Origin of the sequence: Bacillus sp. FJAT-29814, from assembly GCF_001510715.1 — a bacterium.
Lineage (GTDB): Bacteria > Bacillota > Bacilli > Bacillales > Cytobacillaceae > Neobacillus.
The window spans coordinates 802,032-826,687 of record NZ_LMTJ01000001.1; the positions used below are offsets into that span (position 1 = coordinate 802,032).

24 protein-coding genes are annotated in these 24,656 nt (G+C 40.9%); 6 read left to right on the top strand and 18 right to left on the bottom strand.

The genetic code is table 11. The features are described 5' to 3' along the window. Positions 1–32: 32 nt before the first annotated feature. The 8 genes from AR334_RS03770 to AR334_RS03810 all read right to left on the bottom strand — a co-directional run bounded on the left by AR334_RS03770 (position 33) and on the right by AR334_RS03810 (position 8,381). The gene (locus AR334_RS03770; RefSeq protein WP_066305053.1) at positions 33–902 is read right to left on the bottom strand and encodes a proline iminopeptidase-family hydrolase; all 870 of its coding nucleotides are present in this window, start codon (positions 900–902) and stop codon (positions 33–35) included. 113 nt (positions 903–1,015) lie between these two features. Continuing rightward, positions 1,016–2,182, bottom strand: a complete 1,167-nt coding sequence (locus AR334_RS03775; protein WP_066305056.1) for an MFS transporter — start codon at positions 2,180–2,182, stop codon at positions 1,016–1,018. A gap of 90 nt (positions 2,183–2,272) precedes the next feature. Further along, positions 2,273–3,610, bottom strand: coding sequence for a glycosyltransferase (locus AR334_RS03780; RefSeq protein ID WP_066305058.1), 1,338 nt, complete (start codon positions 3,608–3,610; stop codon positions 2,273–2,275). A gap of 72 nt (positions 3,611–3,682) precedes the next feature. Beyond that, positions 3,683–4,048: a fluoride efflux transporter CrcB gene (gene crcB, locus AR334_RS03785; RefSeq protein WP_066305061.1), complete on the bottom strand. Its 366-nt coding sequence runs from the start codon at positions 4,046–4,048 to the stop codon at positions 3,683–3,685. Further along, a complete protein-coding gene (gene crcB, locus AR334_RS03790; RefSeq protein ID WP_066305063.1) occupies positions 4,045–4,422 on the bottom strand; it encodes a fluoride efflux transporter CrcB in 378 nt (125 codons plus the stop codon). Before crcB (AR334_RS03790) ends, crcB (AR334_RS03785) begins: the two co-directional genes overlap by 4 nt. A gap of 312 nt (positions 4,423–4,734) precedes the next feature. Continuing rightward, entirely contained in the window at positions 4,735–6,573 is a 1,839-nt protein-coding gene (locus tag AR334_RS03800; RefSeq protein WP_066305071.1) for a PAS domain S-box protein, read from the bottom strand. 122 nt (positions 6,574–6,695) lie between these two features. Next, on the bottom strand, positions 6,696–7,385 hold the full coding sequence (locus tag AR334_RS03805; RefSeq protein WP_253701173.1) for a Na-translocating system protein MpsC family protein: 690 nt from the start codon (positions 7,383–7,385) through the stop codon (positions 6,696–6,698). Between the two features lie 240 nt (positions 7,386–7,625). After that, the gene (locus tag AR334_RS03810) at positions 7,626–8,381 is read right to left on the bottom strand and encodes an HAD family hydrolase (protein WP_066305073.1); all 756 of its coding nucleotides are present in this window, start codon (positions 8,379–8,381) and stop codon (positions 7,626–7,628) included. Between the two features lie 195 nt (positions 8,382–8,576). Between AR334_RS03810 and AR334_RS03815 the strand changes: the two genes are divergently transcribed. Both AR334_RS03815 and AR334_RS03820 read left to right on the top strand, forming a co-directional pair. Beyond that, positions 8,577–9,398: a hypothetical protein gene (locus AR334_RS03815; protein ID WP_066305074.1), complete on the top strand. Its 822-nt coding sequence runs from the start codon at positions 8,577–8,579 to the stop codon at positions 9,396–9,398. Between the two features lie 287 nt (positions 9,399–9,685). Further along, entirely contained in the window at positions 9,686–10,042 is a 357-nt protein-coding gene (locus tag AR334_RS03820; protein ID WP_066305078.1) for a response regulator transcription factor, read from the top strand. A gap of 429 nt (positions 10,043–10,471) precedes the next feature. Here AR334_RS03820 and AR334_RS29830 read toward each other — a convergent pair whose 3' ends face one another. The 5 genes from AR334_RS29830 to AR334_RS03835 form a co-directional block, all read right to left on the bottom strand. Continuing rightward, the gene (locus AR334_RS29830) at positions 10,472–10,618 is read right to left on the bottom strand and encodes a hypothetical protein (protein WP_172799147.1); all 147 of its coding nucleotides are present in this window, start codon (positions 10,616–10,618) and stop codon (positions 10,472–10,474) included. Between the two features lie 43 nt (positions 10,619–10,661). Then, on the bottom strand, positions 10,662–10,814 hold the full coding sequence (locus tag AR334_RS29365; RefSeq protein ID WP_156431165.1) for a hypothetical protein: 153 nt from the start codon (positions 10,812–10,814) through the stop codon (positions 10,662–10,664). 181 nt (positions 10,815–10,995) lie between these two features. Further along, positions 10,996–11,379, bottom strand: a complete 384-nt coding sequence (locus AR334_RS03825; protein WP_066305080.1) for a VOC family protein — start codon at positions 11,377–11,379, stop codon at positions 10,996–10,998. A gap of 48 nt (positions 11,380–11,427) precedes the next feature. Further along, positions 11,428–12,732 carry a hypothetical protein gene (locus AR334_RS03830; RefSeq protein WP_066305082.1) on the bottom strand — a complete coding sequence of 435 codons (1,305 nt, stop codon included), beginning with the start codon at positions 12,730–12,732 and terminating at the stop codon, positions 11,428–11,430. A 17-nt stretch (positions 12,733–12,749) separates the two neighbouring features. After that, complete coding sequence (locus AR334_RS03835) at positions 12,750–13,877, bottom strand: hypothetical protein (protein ID WP_172799148.1); 1,128 nt, start codon at positions 13,875–13,877, stop codon at positions 12,750–12,752. Positions 13,878–14,209: 332 nt separating this feature from the next. Here AR334_RS03835 and AR334_RS03840 point away from each other — a divergent pair, with 332 nt between their 5' ends. Beyond that, a complete protein-coding gene (locus tag AR334_RS03840) occupies positions 14,210–15,061 on the top strand; it encodes a Cof-type HAD-IIB family hydrolase (protein ID WP_066305087.1) in 852 nt (283 codons plus the stop codon). A gap of 76 nt (positions 15,062–15,137) precedes the next feature. Here AR334_RS03840 and AR334_RS03845 read toward each other — a convergent pair whose 3' ends face one another. The 5 genes from AR334_RS03845 to AR334_RS03865 form a co-directional block, all read right to left on the bottom strand. Beyond that, complete coding sequence (locus tag AR334_RS03845) at positions 15,138–15,959, bottom strand: Cof-type HAD-IIB family hydrolase (RefSeq protein ID WP_066305089.1); 822 nt, start codon at positions 15,957–15,959, stop codon at positions 15,138–15,140. A gap of 496 nt (positions 15,960–16,455) precedes the next feature. Continuing rightward, the gene (hcp, locus tag AR334_RS03850; RefSeq protein WP_066305095.1) at positions 16,456–18,114 is read right to left on the bottom strand and encodes a hydroxylamine reductase; all 1,659 of its coding nucleotides are present in this window, start codon (positions 18,112–18,114) and stop codon (positions 16,456–16,458) included. A gap of 122 nt (positions 18,115–18,236) precedes the next feature. After that, complete coding sequence (locus AR334_RS03855; protein WP_066305098.1) at positions 18,237–20,498, bottom strand: ATP-binding cassette domain-containing protein; 2,262 nt, start codon at positions 20,496–20,498, stop codon at positions 18,237–18,239. A 26-nt stretch (positions 20,499–20,524) separates the two neighbouring features. Then, positions 20,525–20,998 carry a DUF3995 domain-containing protein gene (locus AR334_RS03860; RefSeq protein WP_066305102.1) on the bottom strand — a complete coding sequence of 158 codons (474 nt, stop codon included), beginning with the start codon at positions 20,996–20,998 and terminating at the stop codon, positions 20,525–20,527. A 39-nt stretch (positions 20,999–21,037) separates the two neighbouring features. Further along, positions 21,038–21,841, bottom strand: a complete 804-nt coding sequence (locus tag AR334_RS03865; RefSeq protein WP_066305104.1) for an ElyC/SanA/YdcF family protein — start codon at positions 21,839–21,841, stop codon at positions 21,038–21,040. Between the two features lie 266 nt (positions 21,842–22,107). Between AR334_RS03865 and AR334_RS03870 the strand changes: the two genes are divergently transcribed. The 3 genes from AR334_RS03870 to AR334_RS03880 all read left to right on the top strand — a co-directional run bounded on the left by AR334_RS03870 (position 22,108) and on the right by AR334_RS03880 (position 24,419). Then, entirely contained in the window at positions 22,108–22,677 is a 570-nt protein-coding gene (locus tag AR334_RS03870; protein WP_066305107.1) for a TetR/AcrR family transcriptional regulator, read from the top strand. 79 nt (positions 22,678–22,756) lie between these two features. Beyond that, entirely contained in the window at positions 22,757–23,713 is a 957-nt protein-coding gene (locus AR334_RS03875; RefSeq protein WP_066305109.1) for an SDR family NAD(P)-dependent oxidoreductase, read from the top strand. 52 nt (positions 23,714–23,765) lie between these two features. Then, a complete protein-coding gene (locus AR334_RS03880) occupies positions 23,766–24,419 on the top strand; it encodes a carboxymuconolactone decarboxylase family protein (RefSeq protein ID WP_066305111.1) in 654 nt (217 codons plus the stop codon). Positions 24,420–24,656: the final 237 nt, after the last annotated feature.

Sequence of the window (24,656 nt, forward strand, 5' to 3'; positions counted from 1 at the left end):
TCCATCTTTTTAGATGGACTTTTTTATAACGCTTATCGGCTATCGACTGACTTCAAAAATTCGCTGACCACCTGCAAATACTCTTCTGGTTCTTCAATATACGGCAGATGGGCACTTTGTTCAAACACGTGGAAGTTGGAGTTTGGTGCCAGACAACTGAAATACTGCGTCGATTCTGGTGTTGCTTCATCATAACGGCCACAAGTGAACAGCGTCGGACATGTAATTTCGTTTAATCGTGACGTGCAATCAAACTCTTTTAAGTTACCTTTTACGGTAAATTCCGACGGCCCCCACATAATATTGTAAATCTCCGGATTTCGGTAGTGTCGGTTGAGTTTGAGGTGCTCTGGCCTTGGAATCCGGCAGACGAATTCATTGCCGAATACCTCTATTGCTTTTTCAAATTCCTCTGAATCGGTTGTGCCGTTTTCTTCGCAGCGCTGGATAATTTCTTGAATCTCTGCCGGCAGCTTTTGCAGATTGCGCTTTTGATCCTGCTCCCATATTGGTGCACTTAAGCAAGGGCTTGAAAAAATAACACTCTTCACGCCGCTCGGTTTTGTTAAGCAATACGCCGCCGCAAGCGTTGTCCCCCAAGAGTGGCCAAGAATATGCACTTCATTAAGACTTAGCGCCTGTCTGATTTGGCCCAACTCTTCGACAAAGCGGTCGATCTGCCATAATGATGGGTCGGTTGGACGTTCCGACCGCCCACATCCCAATTGGTCATACAGGATGACAGGGCGTTCTTCTTGAAGTGCCTGCAAGCATTCGAGTGAATAGCAGGATGAACCCGGTCCGCCGTGGAGCACAATTACCGGCGTCCTACCCGTTCCTTTATCGTACTTCTGATAATAAACCCTTCCCCCAGTTACTTCGATAAGTCCTTCTTCTAGCATATCTATTCTCCCCTTTGTTGGTTTTGTTTTTGTTGAGGACAGTTTTACCTTTTTCTCATCCCAATTTGACCGAAGTTACCCTCTAATTCCCCAAAAGAAGGTAACTAAAAACATCACCCATGTGTAATTCCAATCTTGTTTTTATTCACAAATGAATGATACAACACCAGGCCTACGCAGCCCGCGAAGGCGCTGTAACTAATCAACTTGTACAGGGCTACTCCACTCAGATGATCGAAAATCATGCCACCCGCTAATGAGCCGATGATCCCCGAGAGGCCGAAGAATACTGAAATAAATACCTGCTGGCCGGTCGAACGGAATTTAGCCGGAAAATAATTTGTTGCATATTGGAAGGCGCATAAGTAAAAAACACCAAAAGTTATTCCGTGCAACGCCTGCAGCCAAACTACCTCAAGCGGCGCCGAGGCGGCCGAAATCAGAATCCAGCGCAGCCCGTATAAGGCAGCGGCAATGACCATAAAGGTCATTTCATTAAACCACCGAATCCAAACCGGGCTTAACATAAAGATCAACGCCTCACACGTAACACCGACAAACCACGACAAGCCGACCAACGACTCATTCCCGCCCAGCTCTTTTATGTACAAACCAGAATAAATATCATTTGTCCTGTGGCCGATCGTCACAAACATGATAAACACCAAAAAGGCAACAAACCGCGGCTGAAGCACCACCGAAACAGCCCCTTTTAAATTGACCGGATCGGCTGGGACATTCACATCCGTCAATTTCCAGCAAACCGCGAACGTGAGTAGCGCAAATAATAAATATGGATACATCAGATTTCCAATGCCGATTTTTAAAAGAATCTGCCCGCCAAGGAACGAGGTGACGGCAAAGCCCGCCGACCCCCACATTCGGATTCTGCCGAAGGAAGCGCCAGCCGTGAGGGCTGTGCTTAGCGCGAGGCTATCCCCTAACGCTCCGATTGGAATAAACAGCGAAAAGAAAACGCCGCAGACTAACAGCAGCAACAAAAATCCCTGCACCTGAAACATGACCAAGCTGCTGATGATGACCCCGATTAAACAAATAAATAACATCCGTTTAATCGTTTTGTATTTATCACTCATATACCCAAAAAACGGCTGAAAAAACAGCGAGGTAAACGGGCCGATCGCCATGATCCAGCCGATTTCAGTCCCCGTTAATGCTTTGTCCTGAAAATACAGCGGCAGAAATGTCCCGATAAGGGTATTGGATGAATGATAAAAAAATAGAAAAATAGACAAATAGATGATTGGTCGTTTATGCAAGTAAAATTCCTCCTTATGACCTCTCAATTTTACAGCAATTTCCGCTCAATAAAAAAGGATTTTTCAAAAAGTTTTTGAAAAATCCCATAGTTACTTCCACACCCTGCGCAGGTGCATTAATTCCTGAACATAACCCCAAACAGAGATCGGTGCCATTATGATTTGATAACACAAAACATACAGAATAAACCCGGCCCAATTTTTTCGAATCCGCAAGTTCAAAGTCTTGAATACATTTTTCTGGAACCGCAGCAAAATATAGTTGGTCAGCAAAGTTAGCGGCAGGACAAAGAGTGTATGAGGTCCGACAATCCAGAAATAACCGAAGAAGCATAACAGGAGGCCTGGAATCCAAACAAATGTATACACGACATCAAGATATGGCATCAATAGGTTTGACCCAGTCAAGTAGCGAGTGAAAATCATCGGATGCTGCCACGGCTTTACTCGCTTCAACGCTTCAATCATCCCCCGGGCCCAGCGGCTGCGCTGACGGGCGAAGTGTTTGATTTTGATTGGAACATCAGTAAAAGCGACAGCCGTCGGCTCAAAATAAACCTTATAGTGTTTTTCTAAGAAGGCCCATGTTAGCACAATGTCCTCACCGATTGCATCTGGCCAGCCCCCCACTTCTCTAATCACGTCAGCGAGATAAAGGCTGTAAGCTCCTTGTGCCACAAGCGTTCCCTGATACAGCCCCTGAAGCCGTTTAATCGAGGCAATTCCCAAAAAATAATCCCATTCCTGAATGTGGGCCAGCCAGTTTTCCCGGCTGTTGCGGACGAGGACGGCCCCGGCAATTGCGCAGACGTTATCAGGAGAAGACGCCATCCTTGCCATCAACCGGCGGACCGCCTGCGGGTGCAGCAATGTATCGGCGTCTAGCGTAATGACATATTTCGTTTTAACGTGACTCAGGCCCGTATTTAAAGCAAAATTCTTCCCTGGTGTTTTTTCAAAAAGAACCGTCACGTTCAATCCCAGTTCGGCGCCTAACTGCTTTGCCACTTGAGCCGTTCGGTCGGTGGAATTATTATCAATCACATAAACAAGGAGGTTACCGCGGTAATCCTGTTTGGCAATTTGCTTTAGGGTCTCGACAATGCCTTTCTCTTCATTCCAGCAGGCGATTAAAACCGAAACTGGTTCGGTCGGGGTATCAATTTTAAAGCTCGGCTGCCTGTCAAAAAGCAGACTTACCACAAGAAAGGCATTTAAATATCCTGGAATGTAGGCGATACCAGCAATGATCGCAATCGCAAGCGGAACCGTGACCAGCTCCCCCAGTTCTTTTACCCAGGGAATCGATATCACGATCGATACGATCATCCAGATCAAGGCAACGCCATGACTGAGCCAAAATTTCCATAATACCGGAATGTAACGTCTTTTATTCGAGTAGAAGGGAGATTCGGTTTCTTTATCCATTAAAAAGGCCTTTCAAGATGTTTTAATTCATATTGTTTACTAAAACAAGCACGAAATTCCCCAAATCCAATGTTAAAAAGTACCGCCCAACATCATGCCCAGGAAGGCCAATAAAATTCCAAATCCGTAGCTCAATCCATTATACAGGTAAAATTCTTTGCGTTTCCCGTCCGCATAGAGTTGGACACCCTCCAGTTTGAACGTGGAAAACGTGGTAAACGCTCCCATGAACCCGGTGCCGAGCAAGAGGAATCCGAATTTGTTCATGCCCGCCCCGATCATCATCCCCAGCAAAAAGGAACCTGCCAGATTGATCGTCAGAGTGGCGACCGGAATCTTGGATGGAAACCAGCGGTTAAGCAATCGGCTAAGGGAAAATCGTGAAATCGCGCCAAAAAATCCGCCAACACCGACCAAAACCATATGTAAAAATGTCATTCGCTTGCCCCGCCTTTCCTAAAACGAAATCCAAGCCGACTCATCGCCAAGCCTCCGAAAAAACTGAGTAGAACATATGCAAGCGCGAAAAACAACTCGTCCTCCCTGAATAAATTGACCGTTTCGACACTAAAAGTTGAAAAAGTAGTAAACGAACCGACAAAGCCCGTGGCAATCGCCGTCTTAATTGAATCGGACAAGGATATTTTTTTAAAAACGACAGTCGTCAACCAAGCCAAAAGGAAACTTCCGGCAAGGTTGATGGTCAAGGTGGCCACAGGGAACAAGCTGCTCTCCCCCGTCAGTCCCAAACCGATTAAATATCTTAACAAAGCGCCCAAAAAACCGGCAATCCCGACATAGATGTACACCATCGAAACATTCCCCCAACGAAAAAAACCCTGCCGGCAGCAAAAAAGCCGGCAGGAGCTCAAACATTACTCCATTATAGATATTATACCCTTTAAAACTTTCAAAAAAGAATGTTTCTGTTGCATTTTTTTGGCCAAAAAGCGAATCTGATTGTCACACCCTAAGGATATCCGCGGCAAAATCCAATATATCCGCGGGTTTGAAGGTTTTATCCGCGATATTTGAAATATATCCGCGATAAATTCGATATATCCGCGATAAATCAAATATATCCGCGAACCCGCCATTTCCCCCACTCCACCCGAGTAGATACCTTATCCCACCGGCAAAATGACCTCAATAATCGTGCCCTGGTCGTCGCTCCAGAAATGGACGCTGCCGTGATGGTTTTCAATAATTTGCTTGGAAATCATAATCCCCAAACCGGTGCCGCCTTCCTTTGTCGTAAAGAACGGTTCCCCAATCCGTTTTAATACGTGCGGCGGGATGCCGACTCCGGTATCCTTGAAGAAAATTTTCACCTTGTCCGTACCTACTCTCTTTAATTCCACGGTAACAGTTCCACCGTCCGGCATCGCCTCAATCGAATTTTTAAAAAAATTGATAAATACTTGTTTAAGCTGGTTTTTATCGCAGTTAACCAACAGTTGTTTGAAATCTGTTTCTATGTAAATCAGCACATTGTTCATAATTGCCTGCGTATCGATTAGCGTTTTAATTTCTTCAATCAACAAGATCAAGTCGACCGTTTCTATTTTTGATTCCTGCGGTTTTGACAGAACTAAAAGCTCACTTAGAATCAGCTCAATTCGCTCTATCTCCGACTGGATAATCTCCACGTACGCTTTGTTATCCAATTGCACCTCCATTAGCTGGAGGAATCCCTTAATCGCGGTTAATGGGTTTCGAACCTCATGGGCAATTCCCGCCGCTAACTGTCCGGCAACCGACAGTTTTTCAGAATGAAGCAGAAGATCCTGAGTTTTCTTCCGCTCGGTGATATCGCGAATAATGATGTGCTGGGCTGATTGATTATTAAAATACGTAGGTATTCCTTTTATCTCTGCGTCAAAAAAAGTGTCATCCATTCTGGTAATCTTATATTCCTGAAAATCGATAGTATCACCGTTATGAACGGTTTCAATCATCTCTCTGGCTTTTCGATGGTCTACAGGATGTATAAAATCCAAGAACCTTTTGGCCAAAATCTCGTCACTTGTTTCCGCACCTAATAACTCAAATCCGGTTTCGTTAATAAAGAGGATATCATTAAAATCCGTGATTACGACAGCATCGGGTGAATGCTCGACTAAGTCGCGAAACGCCCGTTTTCGGCTCCATAGGTCTTCCTCAGCCTTGATCCTTTCGGTAATGTCCCTAAACACAGACACGACTTCAACGACAGTGTTCGTTTCCGGATCGACAATCGGCTTACTTAGTGTCTCAATCCAAATAAGCTCTCCATCTTTCTTGCGGACGCGGTAGTTGCCGCGAGTGTTTTCTAGTAGTGTCATTGAAATATTATGATTCGTGTTAGCTAGGTCCAAATCCTCAGGATAAATCAGTTCGGAATAGGATTTGCCGACAACCTCCTCAGGCGTGAAACCAGAAATCATTTCACAGGAGGGTGAAATATAGACGATCTTTCCCAGCAGGTTCGTACAGACGATTACATCGAGCACGTTTTCGGTTAATACCCGATGGAACTCTTCAATCTCCCTAACCTCTGCCTTTTTCTTTTTTATATGGCTAATATCTCTAGCCACCAAGCAAATTCCGATAATTTTATTATCGGCACCGATGGGGATGTTGGTGACATTGACATCGACAAATGCTCCGTCTTTGGTCTGCATTTGACAATCAAAGTTTTGCACCCGGCCCAGCGTCGCTTTATGACAAGCATGGAACAATCGATCAAGGCAATCCAGCGAAAAAAACTGCTGCTTTTTCATATGCAGCGCTTCTGCAGCGCTATACCCGGTTAATTTTTCAAATGTCGGATTAACCTTCACCACATACCCTTCCAAATCCAAATAGCAAATGGCATCCTTATTCTCATTAATTAGGACTTCATTGTTGCTAATCCTCTCATCAGCATATTTCTTTAATAACAATTGTTTCTCGCTCTTTAAATTCTCTACAGGACTGTTCATCTCTCTATCTCAGTTCCTTTCCCCATAATCTTCTAACACTATAAAAAAAGCCAAGACAGGACAAAAAATCCCATCTTGGCTTGTGTTTAGCTCAATAGTAATTGTCTAACTCACTTCCGCCTCTATGCTGTTGGAGACAAAATCAGTACGATGGCACTTTTATCAAGCTGAAAATCCCAATCCACAAAAATATCAACCACTTTTGATTGAAGAATCCCCTCAAAAGTCCTTTTATTATGGAGTAACCGTTTTTCCAGATTTCGCTTCGCCAACTTTAACGCTTCAGAGTTTCCTAACATGATTAGTTCTTTTTCAATCGGGACAAGAATCCCTTTTCGGAAGACGACCAGTGTTCTGTCATTTAATCGGAACGAGAATATCTTATCAGGTTCCTTCTGAGCCTGTATGCTAATAAGCCGAATCTCTTCCTCAACAGCCTGTTTGCCTTGAAAATCTTCGTCAAAATCACGATCATTGAAATTTGACCCAATGCAGACAAAAACACCGCTGTTATTCTGCAAGCTCCAATCATAATAAAATTCTTTTACTTCCACTCCAGTGAGAACTTTAATGTACGCTTTAAATTCAGGAATCAATGTCCCCATCAAAATGTCCCTTGTTCGCTGAACCAACATATCTTGTTTCTGCCCTAGCAGAACATTTTCCATTGGGGTGCTAAAATTCCTTAGGTACACCGTTAATATCGAATCCCCCAATGAAACAAAAACAGATTCGGGACCTTTGCCAAAATTTTCGCGGAGTGTCCGGCCAATATAGCTGGCCAGTTCCATTTGAACTTGTTTCTTTTCCAAAAAAAGACCATCCTTTAGTAAGATAAAAGCGTTATTTCTTTTATCCCGCTTTAATTTTATATTTTTCTGAAAAAATAATCAACACATTTCTACTATTTACCATTGACAAATGTTAAAAAAATATTCCTTGAATCAAGGGAATATTCTATGACTTTTATCATAAGGGAATGGTAAAACGACTAATCGTTTGTGACTAGTCGTTTTTTTACAATAACGATGGAATTATTTTAAAGCGGAGGGTTATTGGGTGCCAGCCCTGATGACTTTATAATGAAAGCAATGTTCTTGTAAATAGCCGGGGAGTTCTTGAAGGGATGGAAGTTCGGCAAACGTGCCGCTCGGCTCGATCTCAACATCGACAATGTTATAACACCATTCGATCTCTGACGGTATATGAACCGCATGGATGCCCAGCTCAATGGCCGGCTTGATATCTGACCTCAACGAATTCCCAATCAACCACGTCGATTTTTTATCACCATTCAACTGGTGCAAGACTTTCCTTAAGGCATATTTATCCTTTTTTTCAAAAATAAACACCCCTCCATCGAAAAACTGTTCAAGGTTTAATTGGGTAATTTTCCGAAGTTGATTAGCAATATCCCCGCCAGTAAACAGGCACAATCGATGTCCATCACTTTGTAGCCTGCGGAGCACGTTAAAGGTATGGGGAAAGGGCTCCACGTTCCGTTCAAAGACACTTTGGCCAATTTCCCGAATTTGCGCGACTTTCTTTTCATCCAGCTTCTTTTTGTATTTTTTACAATAGTATAAATAAGTCTCGACAAGCGAAACAGGATAATTTACGGAATGCAGACCGTAATCCTCCACATTTCGAATGTCAATTTCGGTCTTCCTCTGGATCAATTCCTGTTTCGATAATTTCTTAAACCACTTTTGCATTAATAGTCCAAATTTGTTCTGGGACTCCTTAAAGTACTTATGGCAATGAATCAGCGTATCATCCAAATCCAATATCAAGGTTTGTTGATTCATGAAACCAATCCCCCTTCAATAATGGTGTAGAACAATTATATGGATGAATCTTGTTTCAATGCCACAACAGCCAATCCCTTTTTAAAAATAGTCCAGTTGTAGTAAAAAACTCTAATACTTTTAAGTTTAAAATCTATTTTCCATTTGTTATGATAACAACATCCGTATACATATTTTGGAAGGGTTGGGGGATATATGGAGAACTATATTTGTGAGACTTGTGGGGTCCAGTACGAACTTGCGATGGAAGAACCGGAACATTGTTTAATTTGTGATGAAGAACGCCAATACATAAACCCAAACGGGCAGGCTTGGACAACCTTGGAGGAATTGGTTAATGGCGAATACAAGAACATTTTTCATTTTGAAGAACTAGGGTTATTCAGCATAAAAACCACGCCAAAGTTTGGAATTGGCCAAACGGCTTATCTTGTCCAGAGCGGCGGCTTCAATTTGTTATGGGATTGCATTACGTATATTGATGAACGGACAGTTGCCAGGATCAACGAATTAGGCGGAATTCAAGCGATTGCACTATCCCACCCGCATTATTACTCGACGCAGGTTGAATGGGCCGAGGCCTTCAATGTGCCGATTTATATCCATGAAGACGATCGTGAATGGGTCATGCGGCCAAGTGACAAAATCATTTTCTGGTCTGGCGAGTCTCTCGAATTGCATAAGGGTCTAGTGATCCATCGGTTAGGCGGGCATTTTAAAGGCGGGTCTGTTTTAGAATGGAAAGACGGAAATGAGCAAAAAGGCATTCTATTAACAGGGGATATCATCCAGGTGGTCGCCGACCAAAAATGGGTCAGTTTCATGTATAGCTACCCTAATTTGATCCCGCTGCCGGCAGCAAAAGTGCGTCAAATGGCAGCTACCACTGCCGGATTTCAGTTTGACCGAATATATAATGCTTTTCACGGCATTGTGAAAGAGAATGCGAAATTGTCCGTCCAAAAGTCGGCGGACAGGTATATTGCGGCATTGAATGGGACGCTGTTTAATACGTAACCCATTTGTAAATGGTAAACGCCCAGAGTCCTGGGCGTTTATTAGTGAAGGTCACTAACCCAAAAAATCCTTTTCATTTGGCGTGATGTTTTTGGCAATTCTTTCATTTAAAAAGTCTCCTTCTTGATGAGCTTCTAAATCAATAAATTTTGTATCCTTATAATAATTTACCAAAATACCCATATAAAAATATATTAAATTAAAACTAACTGTGTTTTTCACTATGCACAAAGGGAAAACCCTTGCTATTATAGAAATAAGGAAATAATTTGGAGGGACTACTAGTATTGAAAATCTTGATTGTAGAAGATGAGACGAGAATCAGTAACCTTTTAAAGATTTATTTGCAACGGGAATCCTGGCATGTCAATGTGGAACATAACGGCGAAGACGGCTTAAATAATGCGTTAAACGAAGATTATGATTTGATCCTTTTAGATGTTTTTATGCCTGGGAAGAATGGATTCCAGGTGCTGGAAGAACTCAGAAAACTCAAAGAAACTCCTGTTATTTTGCTAACGGCGCAAAGCGGAGAAGAAGACCAAATGCGTGCATTGGAATTAGGAGCTAGCGGGTTTATCTCTAAACCATTCAGTCCTGGCGAGGTGGTTTCCAAAATTAAAGAAGTATTGTCAAATTCCTAGGTAACGGAGCACCCATTGCGGCTGCTCTGTTTTACTATTATTTAAGATCTGTTATAGCTGAGTGTTGATTTCACCGTGTTTGAAAAATAAACGGAGAAATTCCGGCTAAATTGGGAAATATCCATATTTCCTTAAAAATAAGGGGAGTTTTTCCGCTTATCTTATTCAAATCTTTGAATTTCGCCTTATTTAGAGCCATTAACCGGAATATCTCCGTTTAAATCCGCTTCTTAGGCTTCCCCTATATACATTAGCAGGAAATTCTCCGCTTATGAATTCTCTTATCTGCACAAAAATCAGCAATTAATAATAACGGAGCCATTATTTTAAGATGATTAATGCTGAACCGCTTCCTGCGGACAAAACCCATCCAAATTCATCACAAAATGTCCGCAGAAAAAATCAACCAAGTAGCTCTTGGTTGATGGATCAGTTGTTCGGAATCCCTTTTGTCCTGCCCCCGTTATCATTTGGCGAATCACCAGTTCCATTTTTACTCTTGCTATTCGGTGTCCCGTAAATTTGATTATCGTTGGTGACTTTTGCCCCTTTTAAGAAATCATCCTTTTTTTCCATTGCCATTCATCTCCTAAAAAATAATTTGTCCTATCATGAACTTTCATTTACCCTGGTTTCCAATAACCGTGTCACCAATTTTAGGCTGGTTGACTGGTTCTGATTTCTCAGGATCCACTTTAAACCCAGGCTCAGTCGTACCGGTTGACATTAATGGCTGCTCGACAACATCCTGTTTTTTCCCATCGTTAGGCATTCTGATCTCCCCTTTTCTAACTGTCATATTATTCGTTAAGCAGCGGGGAACTATGCGAACATTTGTATAGAAATATTGGGTGGCTATCCTTTTTTCTAAGACTTTTTTTGAAAAACCTCATAATTAAATAGGCAAAAAACAATACCCTTGATTATCCGAAATCAAGGGTCTGGTGCATCAGTTATTTCTGTATAATTTGAATAAGGTTGCCGCAAGTATCATCGAAGACCGCTATTGTGACTTCGCCCATTTTGGTTGGCTCCTTCGTAAACTTCACGCCGTTTTCCAATAATCGTTTATATTCTTGATTGAGATCTGCAACGCCAAACATGGTTGCGGGAATGCCATCAGCAAATAACTTCTTTTGATACTCCTGCGCGGCAGGATGCTCATTCGGTTCCAGCACAAGCTCGGTACCTTCAGGAGCATCAGGAGAAACAACCGTAATCCATCTGAATTTCCCCATCGGAACGTCATGTTTTTTTACAAATCCGAGCTTTTCTGTGTAAAACTCCAGTGCCCTATCTTGGTCTTGTACGAATAAACTAGTAACAATGATATTCATTTTGTTCTGTCTCCTTTAATATTTATACTACTTGGCTTTTGAGTCGCCCTACTTCGTTCGAAGCACCCCATTCGGATCGACCAACCCAGCAAATGACCATGTTTTCCCTTGATCGGCCGAGGTAAACTTGGCCAATACCTTTCCGCCCAAGTAATCACCATCTGGTCCTTGTTTAACTAACAAAGTGCCTTCATTTCCATTAAAAATAGGAACCTCCGCAATCGTGAAATAGCCCTGATACTCCTCGGGTATCGGAACCTCTACGCGTTCCCAGTTCGCTCCGCCATCGGCAGTCCGATATAGGTTTGGAACAGGGGGCTGAGCTTCATAGCGCAATTCACCAAAGGACATGAAGCCTAGCTGAGCGTTAATAAACCCGCCGTCGGTCACTAAGGAATAGACGTCTTTCACCGGGCCAGCGTTTGCCCAGGACTTCCCGCCGTCGTTGGTTTTAAAAATAAAGTGCGCCTCACTGCTCATTGTTTTATCGCCGGTCACTATGAGGTACCCATCCTGGGCAGAAGTGAACCCTAATTTAAGGAAGCGTAAAAATGGCAGCTGATCCGAAACGACGGCATCATGCCAAGATTTCCCTTTATCCGTACTGACCAGGACCCGCGACCCTCCGTTCAATACAAACGCTGTTATCTCCGGTTTAAGCACATAGCTGCCGTCGATTAACTGTTGTTTAGTAACAGTGGATTCACTGCCTAATAATTCCCCAACATGAGCAGGAACATCCCGCCAGTTTTTTCCATTATCATAGGTGACCCTAAGCGTTTCATCCTTCATTTCATACCTAATATTTTTCGAAGGTTTCTCCATACCGGCCTGTTTGCGATATTCTTCCAGAGACTCAACAGGCGGCAAACCAATTTCCGTATCCGTTGTTCTTTCAATCTTAGTTAAGGTGTACGTTAATTCCTCTTCCTTATTGATCGTCAGTTTCCAAACGATGTTAGGAACTACTCTATTTTCCTCCATCTTTCCCCAACCGTAATCGATTTCTTGTGTTCCTTCCGGGATCTCTACTTGAAAAACAACCGCTGCGACAAAAGAATTCTCGTCTCCCGACAATTTCGTAAATCTAGTAAAGCCCGGATTAACGATCGCTCCCTCACGCTCTAAACTTTTCACAAAATCAAACCACACTCGGTAAGCAATCGTTTCCGGTTTTTGATCAGATTCTTCCACTTGAACAGTATAGGGAAGCTTACTGTTTATATCAACCTTTTTTACTTTGACCGGTTCCGTATTGGGGCTTTCAGGTCCTCCATTCACCAATTGAAAAATAACGAAAATAACTATGAATATGGATATGAAAATGAGTAATCGACTGCTAGTTTTTTTCATCTGCGTTCATCCTTACCTCAATAATCTCCACGATAAAATGGTTCATAAATAAACCGCTTTGGTGTAATGTTATCCTCTTTGCCCGGAATGTATAAAGAAATCGTAGGTCCTGTTTCTGTTTCCGACGTGGCGGGAATATAAATTTTTCCTTTTTCATCGATAAAACGAATTCCCTCCGGACTTCTCCAGTCTCTTATTCCTTTATACAGGACAGCATTCTTTTCTTCATTCCACTGCTTTATTTCCTCTTTAACAGGGATCCAGTTCAGCATTTTAATGACAATCGATAAATCGTTGTTCGGATTGTAAACCTCCGTTCCTTGCCCTTTCCAATCCTGTTTATGGAGCTTGATCTTATTTCCCTTTGTATAAATTAAATATCCCGATTGTAACTTTTGGTTTTTGTCAAACCCATAAATATACGTGTAGATATCTGTTATGGTTCCATCCTTGTTAAATTCTATTTTTACATCATTGGTCATCAAATACGGTTCCAGTTCCGTTTCCGCTTTAACAGCTTCGATGATTCCATTCAGTCTGGTGGTATAAAAATTATCATCCTCTAGCTTTAGTACCGTCTCTGTTTTCCACTCGAAGATCTTCCAAGCTAAAGCCCCTCTAAAATTGACCGCATTGGAACCAACATAATATCCTCCCAAAATGGTAACCAACGAAAAAATTAACACCGTCCATTTCCAAAGAATCGGCTTAGCGGGCTTTTGATCGTGAGTATATCCCGTAACCTTTAAAATCGGGATAAACGTGTAATCTGGAAAGTACAGAAAATACCACTTTTTATTTTCCTTTACTTTAGTTAAATTTCCGATGGGTAAAACATGACGGTCCTTGGAATCCCTTGTTGCAAAAACGAATTGCGTCTCATTGATTTCAATCTGGCTGTCCCCACGGTAAATCCAGTCTTGTTTCATATACTTGCGATAAACAATAAAAATATGTATAAACATGACAAGCAAAAAGGAGCAAAGTGCTAGAAAAATCGGAATATTGGTTTTCAATTGCCCGATTAGTGTAATCGTGTAAGTAACTCGCCACAACATGACATATAGCAGTAGGATAATTAGGCTGCTCCTACTTCCAAAAAATAAATCCCCTAAAAGTAGTCTTCGGTATAATTTTTTATTCAATGGATTCTCCATTACCATTCCCATCACTGCTTTCAACAACAATCTATACTCGATTTATGCACTATTTCCATTTTATCATATAGAAGCATGTAACACTGTGCTGGATTTTTAACATCGACTTAGTGCTTAGGGACAATCGAGATGTGAGTCATCCCTGCCCCCCTAAGTAACAGGTTGTTACAACGATGTAACTTTTATCTTCTCCTGTCACAAATAATTATTTGTTACTGGCTTATTAATCTCCTTTTCTATAAATGATAAGATTTATTTATAGTTAAAAAGACAGATATAATACTTGTCTAATTTACCATAACACTTAAGGTGGAATTAACATGAACGATATTAAAGTTATTATTATGGATGTAGATGGTACGCTTGCTAACAGCAATAAAGTCATTAGCGAAAAGACGAAGGATGCTTTAATGAAAGCCCAAGAAGCAGGAGCGATTTTAATCCTAGCATCCGGAAGACCAACCTCTGGACTTATGGATTTTGCCAAAGAATTAAAAATGGATGAAAATCATGGGCTTCTCGTTTCGTTTAATGGCTCAAAGGTTGTTGACTGTCAGACAAACGAAGTATTATTCAACGAAACGATGAGTGTTGAGGAAGGACAAGCTGTACTGGGGCATATGAAGAAGTTTGATGTTAAGCCAATGATTGACAAAGATGACTATATGTATGTGAACGATGTGTTCAACAATGAAATTGAATACAATGGGAACACACTTAATATCATTAAATATGAATCACGTGGCGGTAAATACAAGTTATGTGAAGTGGATGATTTAGCCGCATTTGCAGACTACCCATTAAATAAAATTTTAACTGCAGGAGATCCTGATTACCTTCAGCAAAATTACAAAGCCATGATGGATCCATTCAAAGACAACTTAAGCTGTATGTTTACCGCTCCATTTTACTTCGAATATACGGCTAACGGAATTGATAAGGCCAAGGCATTGGATACTGTGCTGATTCCAATGGGATATAAAAGGGAAGAAATGATCGCATTTGGGGATGGGCACAATGATGCCACCATGGTTAAATATGCTGGAATCGGCGTAGCGATGGCCAATGCAGTAGATGACTTAAAAGAGGTTGCGGATGAAGTGACTCGTTCTAATGAAGAAGATGGAATTGCTTTTACATTAAGTAAGTATTTCAAAAACATTGAATTCTAATAAAAAAGGCATGTAAATCTGGAAGCCTGTTTACATGCCTATCTTCTTATCCACTATAAAAAGGCTCCATCATTCATTACTTTCTGTTCGCGAACGGCCCCTGCTTGGTAAAATATTGATCAATAACCTGTAACACACCGCTGTCGGTATTGGGAGGAGCTATGTAGTTGGCTATTTCCTTGACTGCATCGCCTCCATTTTCCATGGCAAAACTATAGGAAACATGCTTCAGCATCTCAATGTCATTGCCGCCATCGCCAAACGCCATCATTTCCTCTGGTTTAAGGCCCCATTTTTCCTGGAGCCTCTCAATGCCTGCTGCTTTATGGCACCCTGGTAAAATTAAATCAATACTTCCATGGCCACTTGCAACGGGCGTCAGGTAATTGCCTATTTTGTCCTGAAGCAAATCCCGCAGCCCCTCGGTCTCTTCAAACGGACACGCCAAGGCGAATTTTAGAATTTGATCATCGACAACATCAAAAGTAGGCACTCGTTTTAACCGATGATAATACCTATTGATCATCTCAAAAGATTCCTCCGAGAGACTCTCCAAAACATAAGCACTTTCTTTCCCGCATAAAACAACAGAAATCTGCGTGTGCTGCAAAATTTCTTTTGTTACAGCCTTCACGATCTCCTCTGGAACATTGGCCGAGAATAATTCCTCACCCTGGTCCACAACAAAAGCACCATTTTCGGCTACATAGCTAATCTCATCTTGAAAATCGCCGAAGAAGGACTTCAACTGATAGTATTGATTTCCACTGGCCACCACAAAGCGAATGCCCTCTTCCTTCATTCTTAGGTATTGCTTGAAAAAGCGTTCCCGGTCATAGTCCTGTTGATTGTTCAAAAAAGTCCCATCCATATCGACAGCGATTAGTTTAATTGACATGTAAGTTCCTCCGTTTTGATTGTTATAGTTAGCTAAAATAATCCAATCATTTCCTCATATTCTATTTTATCAAAAACAAGGCGACGAAGATTAAAAAAAAGCCCCCCTCATTACGAATCTAGAAATTCGCTTCTGAAAGGAACTCTTTTTTAAATTATTCATTGTTAATTTTTCGTGTAGATATGAGAATTCATAGGCGGAGAATTCCGACTAATGTATGTAGTCGAGGCTTAAAAAGCAGAAATAAGCGGAATATTCCGATTAACTGCTCTAAATATGACAAAATCCAGTGATTTTTATAAAATAAACGGAAAAATCCTCTTATTTTTAGGGAAATATGGGTATTTCCCAATTTAGAAGGAAATCTCCGTTTATTTTTCAAACACTAGGAAATCAAGATTCAGCTATAACAGAGCCTTTTTAAAAAATCTCTACCATTAAAAGCAGCAGACCAGGCCAAGGCTTAGGTTATTACTGTTCGTTTGTTTTCATACGTTTAAGCTAAAGCCATATATGCTTCGATGTCTTCTAGAACGGTTGAAATGGTGCTAATACCAAAGTTTTCAACAAGGACTTTCGCTACACCTGGCGATAGGAACGCAGGAAGTGTTGGTCCTAATTTAATATCTTTCACACCCAGATATAATAGGGCCAATAGGACAATAACCGCCTTCTGCTCATACCATGCCAAGTTATATTCGATTGGCAATTCATTGATATCATTTAACTCAAAGATTTCTTTTAGCTTCATGGCAACCACGGCTAAAGAGTAAGAGTCATTGCATTGTCCGGCATCAAGAACACGCGGAATGCCGCCGATATCGCCAAGAGGCAGCTTATTGTAACGATACTTGGCACAACCGGCCGTTAAAATGACGGTATCTTTCGGAAGTGTCTCCGCAAATTCTGTATAGTAGGAACGTGACTTCATTCTTCCATCACAGCCGGCCATCACAAAGAACTTCTTGATGGCGCCAGATTTCACAGCTGCAACCACTTGATCGGCTAATTGAACCACCTGATTGTGTGCAAATCCGCCAACGATGGTTCCTTCTTCAATCTGAGTCGGAGCCGGCAACTTTAACGCATGTTCAATGATGGCTGAGAAATCCTTCTTCCCGCCTTCCTGACGGTCAGGAATATGTTTAAATCCTGGATACCCTGTTGCACCTGTTGTATAAATGCGGTCAGAGTAGCTTGCTTTAGGCGGTACAATACAGTTGGTGGTAAACAATACTGGTCCGTTAAAACTTTCAAACTCTTCTTTTTGCTTCCACCAAGCATTCCCGTAGTTGCCGATAAAATGGTCATACTTTTTGAAGGCCGGATAATAGTTTGCAGGAAGCATTTCAGAGTGGGTATAAACGTCAACACCTGTTCCCGCTGTTTGCTCCAAAAGTTCTTCAAAGTCTTTTAAATCATGGCCGCTAACGAGTATGGCCGGATTGTTGCCTACACCGATATTTACTTCCGTCATTTCAGGGTGTCCGTAAGATGTTGTATTGGCTTTATCGAGTAACGCCATCACATCGACACCAAATTTTCCGGTTTCCATTACTAAGGCGATAAGGTCATCGGCAGTTAATGTATCATCTTCGGTTGCTATAAGGGCTTTCTCGATAAAATCAAAAATCGCCTCGTCTTCATAGCCTAAATTCTGGGCATGTTCAGCATAGGCAGCCATACCTTTTAATCCGAATAAATCAAGCGAACGTAAGCTTCGTACATCCTCATTCTCTGTTGAAAGAATACCGACTTGCTTTTCTTCAGATTTCCTTACAAATTCATTCCGTTTCCCAGTCCAAGTTGCATATTCCGGATATTGACGTTTTTCAAAGGCACCCTGATTGATTAGTCTGTTCTTTATAAGGTCGCGCTCTTGAAGAGCATTTTCGATTCGCTTTGAAATCGAATGCTCATCAAAATTGGCATTGGTAATAGTCGTGAAAAGACCATCGATGATCAGACGATTGGTTTTTGGAAGATGAATGCCAGCTTGACGTGCTTGTTGATTATATAAGGCAACGCCTTTAAGTGTATAAATTAACAAATCCTGCAGATTCGCAACCTCACTTGTCTTTCCACATACCCCGGCCTGTAAGTTACAACCAATTCCTTTCAAGGCTTCCTGACATTGATGACAAAACATACTCATAAAAAAGACCTCCATAAAACCTATTATGTAAATTCTTTCACATATTTAAGGATATTGGTTTTGGCCTGTCTTTAGTGTGAAGTAAATCACATAATTTAACTTGTCATGAATATGTCAAATTTTTAAAGTAGCTTAAACCATTTCGCTGTCAATGTCTCAGAATGTAACATCTCTTCCGGTGTGCCTTCAAATATAATTTGTCCGCCTTGTTTTCCTCCTCCTGGACCTAATTCTATTACCCAGTCGCTCGCCGCTATAAAGTCTAGTTTATGTTCGATTATGATAACAGAATTACCTCTGTTCACGAGATTTTGAAAAACGTCTAAAAGTTTTTCATTATCTTCAGTGTGTAGTCCTAGTGATGGCTCATCTAATAAGTAGATTTGTCCTTCTTTTTGTAAGTGACTTGCGAGTTTTAACCGTTGGATTTCCCCTCCGCTTAGGGAACTTGTCGTCTGCCCTAAGGTCAGATACCCTAGTCCTACGTCTTTTAGCGTATGCACTCTTTTTATGATCTTTGGCGCTTTAAAATAATTGATTGCCTCGTCTATTGTTAAATCCAAAATCTCTACTATATTTTTACTTTGATATCGAAAGGACAATGCTTCGTTCGAATATCTTGTTCCGTCGCATGCTTCGCAAGGAATCGTCACTGGATCTGCAAAGGCTACTTCCGGTGTTAGGACTCCTTTTCCTTTGCAGATTGGACATGCTCCCAAAGAGTTAAAGCTGAACAAACCTGCTGGTTGTCCTGTTTCTTTTGAAAATATTGTGCGAATATCGTCCATTATTCCCATATAGGTGGCTAGGGTTGAACGGTTGGAGATTCCGATGCCGCCTTGTCCTACCATAATCGTTTCCGGATATTTTTCTGCGAAGGCTTCTAACATTAAGGAGCTTTTACCTGAACCAGATACTCCACAAAGACAGACCAAGAGATCCTTAGGAATATTGACGCTTATATTTTTTAAGTTATTGTTATTTGCTCTGTTTATTTTAAAATAACTTTCTATAACCCTTGGATGTTTATTGATTTTTAGCTTGTGATTTAGAGCTGTTGCGGTTGGAGTGTTGTTTAGTCCTGCTAATTTGCCTTGATAGACAACTTCCCCTCCATTTACACCTGCTCCTGGTCCCATCTCGATTATTTCATCCGCTATTTTTATTACGGATAGATTGTGTTCGATTACGATTACCGTATTATGTTGAGCTTTTATCCTTTTTAACTTTTTTATTAAAAGATCTACCTCTTCTGGATGAAGTCCTGCACTAGGTTCGTCGAAAATGTATGTAATATTGTTTAGGCTGCTCCCTAGATGACGGGCGATTTTAACTCTTTGAGCCTCGCCGCCGGACAGAGTGCCCATTTTTCTTGACAGACTTAAATATCCCAGTCCCATGTCGACTAGTTGTTTTATATGTGGGATTGCTTGTTGTGCAATCGATTCTCCCGTTGGGTCAATTATGTTCTTTAGCTCTTCTAGTAATTCCGGAAGCTCCAATTGATCGTATTCTGCGATATTTAGGCCATTTATTCTACATTCCAATACCTTTGGGTTTAGGCCTGAACCAAGGCAAGTCGGACACAATGAATGTGTTGACATTGCTAATACATCATCTTGGGATACTTGTTTTAGTTTTGAGATATCTCTATTTATATAGACGCGCGTAAATCTAGGCAATAACCCATCCCACTCTGCATTGTGGGGTCCATTTTTTGTATGAAATGGCGCATAGGCTCTTTCACCTTCCCGGGGACCATATAATAGCAGGTGGAGGTCTTCTTCTGAGTAATCCTTTATCGGTTTATCCGGATCAAATAATCCGCACGTCATCATCCAATTACCTTGCCAACCTGAAGGAGATAACGGCTTAAATCTAATGGCATACTCTCGAAGAGATTTATCGAAATCGACAAGCTTATTTATATTCGGCGTAATTACTTCCCCAAATCCTCCACATTCTGAACATCTGCCAAAGGAACTTTGACTTGAAAAATCATTGGCAGAACCGATGGATGGCTTTCCTATTCTCGAGAACAAAAGTCTGATTAATGGATTGATATCCATATAGGTGCCTACTGTTGAGCGGGAATTTCCTCCTATAGGTCTTTGTTCAACTACTACAACCGGGCTTAAGTTTTGCATGAGATCGGCGTGCGGTCTTTCGTACCTTGGCATTTGATTTCTGACATAGAGAGGATAGTTCAACGTCATTTGTCTTCTGCTTTCTGTTGCTAATGTATCAAAAACGACTGAGCTCTTTCCCGAACCTGAAAGGCCAGTAAATACGATGATTTTTTCTTTTGGTATGTTTAAATCTACATTTTTCAAATTATTTTCTTTAAGCCCTCTTAAAATGATTTCATCTTTTATTTCTGACATTTTATCATCCTTTCTGATTTTATCTATTAAGAAGGAGCGTTCAGTGAAGATTTATTGCTTTTAATGGAAAAAAAATAAAAACCTCCACCGATCATCCAAAATGGTTCCCAGAATAGTAATCTCCAAAACGTTGCATATGAATCTAAATCAAAATCTAAAATATTTAGCGCACTTAATGTAATGGTAACGAAATTTAGGAATCCGTAAAAAAACAATAAGGTCCCTACCACTTTCGCAACGAGATAAAGAATTATGGTTATAATAGGCTTCTTCCATTGTACAAGCAGCATCAACAAAAATAGGAACCCAAGTAATTTAATGAAACCGGTAAGCCATACAATCATGACGAACGAAGGGGAAGGGTTTAGGGACATCTGATAAATCGATCCTCCAAGAGATCTAACACCAAGCATGCCGCCCATTGCCCAATAAAAACTCAAGCCTGAAAAAATAACAGTCCAAACCATCCCTAAAACAATGCACCAATAATTCCTCTGCATTGGATAACACTCCTATATATTCAGTGTGGACCCTCCACCTTATTGTTTCGAAGCATACTGAGGATTTGCAACTCTTATCAAATTTTCATATTCCACTTTTAACTCATCATATGCTTTCAATACATAACTAGGAATATCAACATGAGCAATATAATTTTTTCCGTTAGGGCCGTATCCATTACGATCATCTAATAATCTCGGAATTTCTCCCATCAACAAAGAAATATATCTTTCAATGTCCCACATTCCCCAAATTCCAGGCGGGTCACTCACAAGTTTTTTACCCTTCACTTCAACTCTAACCTTATACGAAGAAAAATTAATTATTTCAACATTTGGGTCCTGGAGATACTTACGAAAACCCGCATCCATCCTACGCTGCATCGTTGCATCTTGGACAATTATAATATGGTTTGGGGAGAGATTATTTTGTTCCATAACATCTAACGAGTAAGTTATGTTATTACCACAATTGGTTGAATGACGCTCAATCAAAATGTTGTTAATATCATATTTCCGTTTTATATAGTCACTCATCATGTCAGCTTCCATTTTCCCTGCAGTTTCGATCTCGGGAAAAGCATGGTGAATGGCTTGACGTAAACTTTTTGTTGTATGCCCTTCTCCACCAACAATCATAAAATTCTTGGCAATATTGTTTGCAACAGCTTTCCCAACGATGTCACAGCCATATGCTATACTGCCGCCAAATAATATCAGCAAATCCGCTTGTGAAATATCGTATTTTTCTTTCAAATCCAGACTGGACAGAGTATCAATATCTCTTTTTCCTAGAAAGTCACTTAAAATATTTATATTTTCTGCAATTTTGTATAAATCCATTTAACGACCTCCATAAAGAAATACAAAGAATCCAATATATTATAACATTTACTTCAAAATTGAGACTAAAACCTCAGTAGTACCTACTCGGTTCTACTCTCTGCATTTGCCACAGCTCATTGATTGCCTGTTTTTGCAGCTTCGTGCAAGTTCCGCATTAATTCACCAGGCGCCCCCTTAAATGTTATTAATTGAAATTACTTCCATTTTGAAATAGTAAGTGTTATACTCATAATTAACCAGTGGTCAATTAAAGGAGTTTGAATATGTCCCCTCGCAAAACAGCTTCTCAAGAGCTGACCAGAGAATTAATTTTACAGAAAGCACGGCACCAGTTTGTGGAAAAAGGCTTTCAACAAGTTTCCATGCGCAATATAGCCAAAGAGCTGGGCTGCAGTCATGGTGCGATTTATTACCATTTTAGAAATAAAGCAGAACTGTTTTATGCGGTTGTCGAAGATGATTTTTCAATATTGAACAAACTTATAGAAGAATCCATTCAAGGGCCTGAAGATGATGCAACAAAGCTTTTTAACCTGCTTCTTCGCTTTATTGAATTCGGATTAAACCATCAAAGTCAGTATGAAATCATGTTTATGGTAAGAAATACGGAGGTTGACAGTCTCTCCCAGGAAGCAGCCAACCTCTGTTATCAAAAATTTGCTCAAACAGTACATTCCTTATCTTCAAAACAACTGAAAATTATCGACATTTGGTCGGCATTTATCGCGCTTCACGGCTTTGTTTCACATTATCGCGGATATGTTGAACGCTTTGACGAAGCGGAGTTGGCGGCTAAATCACATGTACAATTTATTATAAAAGGATTGCTCTAAATCATTGTACCAGTTTGGGGCTTCCCTTTATTTTTTAGTAAAGTTTGACCAGTGGTCAATTAAAAGGAGGATGGTCGTAATGAAGAAAGCATTAGTCTTAGGTGCTTCGGGTGGAATCGGGTATGCATTAGTTCGTGAGTTGGCTGACCGTGGTGTGGAGGTTGTTGCTTTTTCTAGAGGAAAAGAAAAGTTACACGCTCTTTATCAGCATCAAACGAAGGTAACTATTATTCCAGGCGATGCCTTAGTGGAAAAGGACGTCATCGCGGCAGCTGATGGTGTCGATGTTATCTTTCATGCAGTGAGCTTTCCTTATCCAGAATGGGAGGAGAAGCATCCTTTATGCATCGAGATGGTCGTCCATGCTGCAAAGAAGCACCAAGCAAAAATTGCCCTAGTGGATAATATTTATGCTTATGGAAGGCAATCCCACGTTGAAGTCAATGAAGAGACGAAGAAAGAGCCCCATACAAAAAAAGGGAAAATCCGGCTTGCAATGGAAAATCGATTGAAAGGAAGCGGTGTCCCCTCTTTAATTGTTCATTTACCGGACTTATATGGACCCAATGCGGAAAATACAATGCTTCATGAAACGCTCAAAAACGTGGTTCAGCATAAAACTGCAAATTTCGTCGGTGATCTCAAGGTCGCTCGTGAGTTTATTTTTACATTCGACGCTGCAAAGGCGATGGTGGAGCTAGCTTTACGGGAAGATTCGTACAATCAAAATTGGAATATCCCATCCGCCCATCCGATAACGGGCGAAGAAATTATTGATATATTACGGAAGGAAGCAGGCTATACAAAGTCAATCAGAACCGTGTCAAAAACGATGATTCGCTTCATCGGAATCTTCCAGCCTTTCATGAGAGAGATGGTAGAGATGATGTACTTGACAGAGGACCCCGTAATCTTGAGCGGGAAGAAGTACGAAGCAATAATAGGTCCGGTGCCTCGGACGCCGTATTCGGAAGGAATACAGAAAACCTTGCATTGGATGCAGCAGAAGATGCAGGGAAATTTTTATAGGGTCTAAAGAAAAAAAGACGGACATAATAAACATAAAAAGTTTAAAGGGAGTTTTGAAAATGACAACAAATCTATATGCAAAAGAAAACACTCAAAATCTAGCTCAATTAAAAGATTTAGCGCCCGAACAGTTAAAAGCTTTTAATGATTTTAATGTTGCAGTATTTAAAGATGGCGCTCTTACAGTAAAAGAGAAAGAAATCGTTGCTGTCGCAATTGTTCATATTACTCAGTGTCCGTATTGCATTGACTCTCATACTAAGAAAGCAAAAAGCGCAGGGGCATCATTAGAGGAATTAGTTGAAGCTGCATTTGTTGCCGCGGCGGTGGAAGCAGGCGGTGCGGTCACCCATAGTACGCATGTTCATAATGCAAAAAATGTAGATGCATCAGATGTTCTCTATGCCCGTTCCAATTTGAAAAATTTAAGAGAGCTTGGTAAATTTGCCCATGTAGGATTCCGAGGCTATTCAGAGTTTAGTGTAGCCGCCACGAAAGAAGGAAAACTCACTGCTAAATTTAAAGAAATAATCGCAACTGCTTGTGGTGTAGCCAGTCAATGTCCATATTGCATCGACGTTCATACGAAAAAAGCCGAACAACTCGGTGCAACAAGTGAGCAACTAGCAGAAGCTATTATGGTTGCCTCCGCATTACGCGCTGGCGGTTCCTATGTACACATGGCTAATATGATTCAAAGTTACCAGGACTGAGATTGAAGTATTGTCTTTCCAAAGACAGGAAACACATTAAGGCAACGCCCAAAGGGTTAGTTGCCTTTCTTTATATTGAGTTGCGAGAAACACTCACATGAGCGAAGTATATGTGCAGCACATGGGGTGCTGGTGAGTTAACTTAGGTGTACTCCCACCATTTCTATTTTCACATAAAACCACTACCCTGTTCTATACCTTCATATACATTCCGATGAATAAATATCAAACATATTT

Bases quoted from the DNA above. Each gene is read 5' to 3' on its own strand.
- AR334_RS03840 (WP_066305087.1), top strand. From the start codon at position 14,210: ATGAACGATATTAAAGTTATTATTATGGATGTAGATGGTACGCTTGCT.
- hcp (WP_066305095.1), bottom strand. From the start codon at position 18,114: ATGAGTATGTTTTGTCATCAATGTCAGGAAGCCTTGAAAGGAATTGGT.
- crcB (WP_066305063.1), bottom strand. From the start codon at position 4,422: ATGGTGTACATCTATGTCGGGATTGCCGGTTTTTTGGGCGCTTTGTTA.
- AR334_RS03780 (WP_066305058.1), bottom strand. From the start codon at position 3,610: ATGGATAAAGAAACCGAATCTCCCTTCTACTCGAATAAAAGACGTTAC.
- AR334_RS03825 (WP_066305080.1), bottom strand. From the start codon at position 11,379: ATGAATATCATTGTTACTAGTTTATTCGTACAAGACCAAGATAGGGCA.
- AR334_RS03875 (WP_066305109.1), top strand. From the start codon at position 22,757: ATGAAGAAAGCATTAGTCTTAGGTGCTTCGGGTGGAATCGGGTATGCA.
- AR334_RS29365 (WP_156431165.1), bottom strand. From the start codon at position 10,814: ATGCCTAACGATGGGAAAAAACAGGATGTTGTCGAGCAGCCATTAATG.
- AR334_RS03810 (WP_066305073.1), bottom strand. From the start codon at position 8,381: ATGAATCAACAAACCTTGATATTGGATTTGGATGATACGCTGATTCAT.
- AR334_RS29830 (WP_172799147.1), bottom strand. From the start codon at position 10,618: ATGGAAAAAAAGGATGATTTCTTAAAAGGGGCAAAAGTCACCAACGAT.
- AR334_RS03845 (WP_066305089.1), bottom strand. From the start codon at position 15,959: ATGTCAATTAAACTAATCGCTGTCGATATGGATGGGACTTTTTTGAAC.
- AR334_RS03880 (WP_066305111.1), top strand. From the start codon at position 23,766: ATGACAACAAATCTATATGCAAAAGAAAACACTCAAAATCTAGCTCAA.
- AR334_RS03855 (WP_066305098.1), bottom strand. From the start codon at position 20,498: ATGTCAGAAATAAAAGATGAAATCATTTTAAGAGGGCTTAAAGAAAAT.
- AR334_RS03770 (WP_066305053.1), bottom strand. From the start codon at position 902: ATGCTAGAAGAAGGACTTATCGAAGTAACTGGGGGAAGGGTTTATTAT.
- AR334_RS03865 (WP_066305104.1), bottom strand. From the start codon at position 21,841: ATGGATTTATACAAAATTGCAGAAAATATAAATATTTTAAGTGACTTT.
- crcB (WP_066305061.1), bottom strand. From the start codon at position 4,048: ATGACATTTTTACATATGGTTTTGGTCGGTGTTGGCGGATTTTTTGGC.
- AR334_RS03870 (WP_066305107.1), top strand. From the start codon at position 22,108: ATGTCCCCTCGCAAAACAGCTTCTCAAGAGCTGACCAGAGAATTAATT.
- AR334_RS03830 (WP_066305082.1), bottom strand. From the start codon at position 12,732: ATGAAAAAAACTAGCAGTCGATTACTCATTTTCATATCCATATTCATA.
- AR334_RS03815 (WP_066305074.1), top strand. From the start codon at position 8,577: ATGGAGAACTATATTTGTGAGACTTGTGGGGTCCAGTACGAACTTGCG.
- AR334_RS03800 (WP_066305071.1), bottom strand. From the start codon at position 6,573: ATGAACAGTCCTGTAGAGAATTTAAAGAGCGAGAAACAATTGTTATTA.
- AR334_RS03860 (WP_066305102.1), bottom strand. From the start codon at position 20,998: ATGCAGAGGAATTATTGGTGCATTGTTTTAGGGATGGTTTGGACTGTT.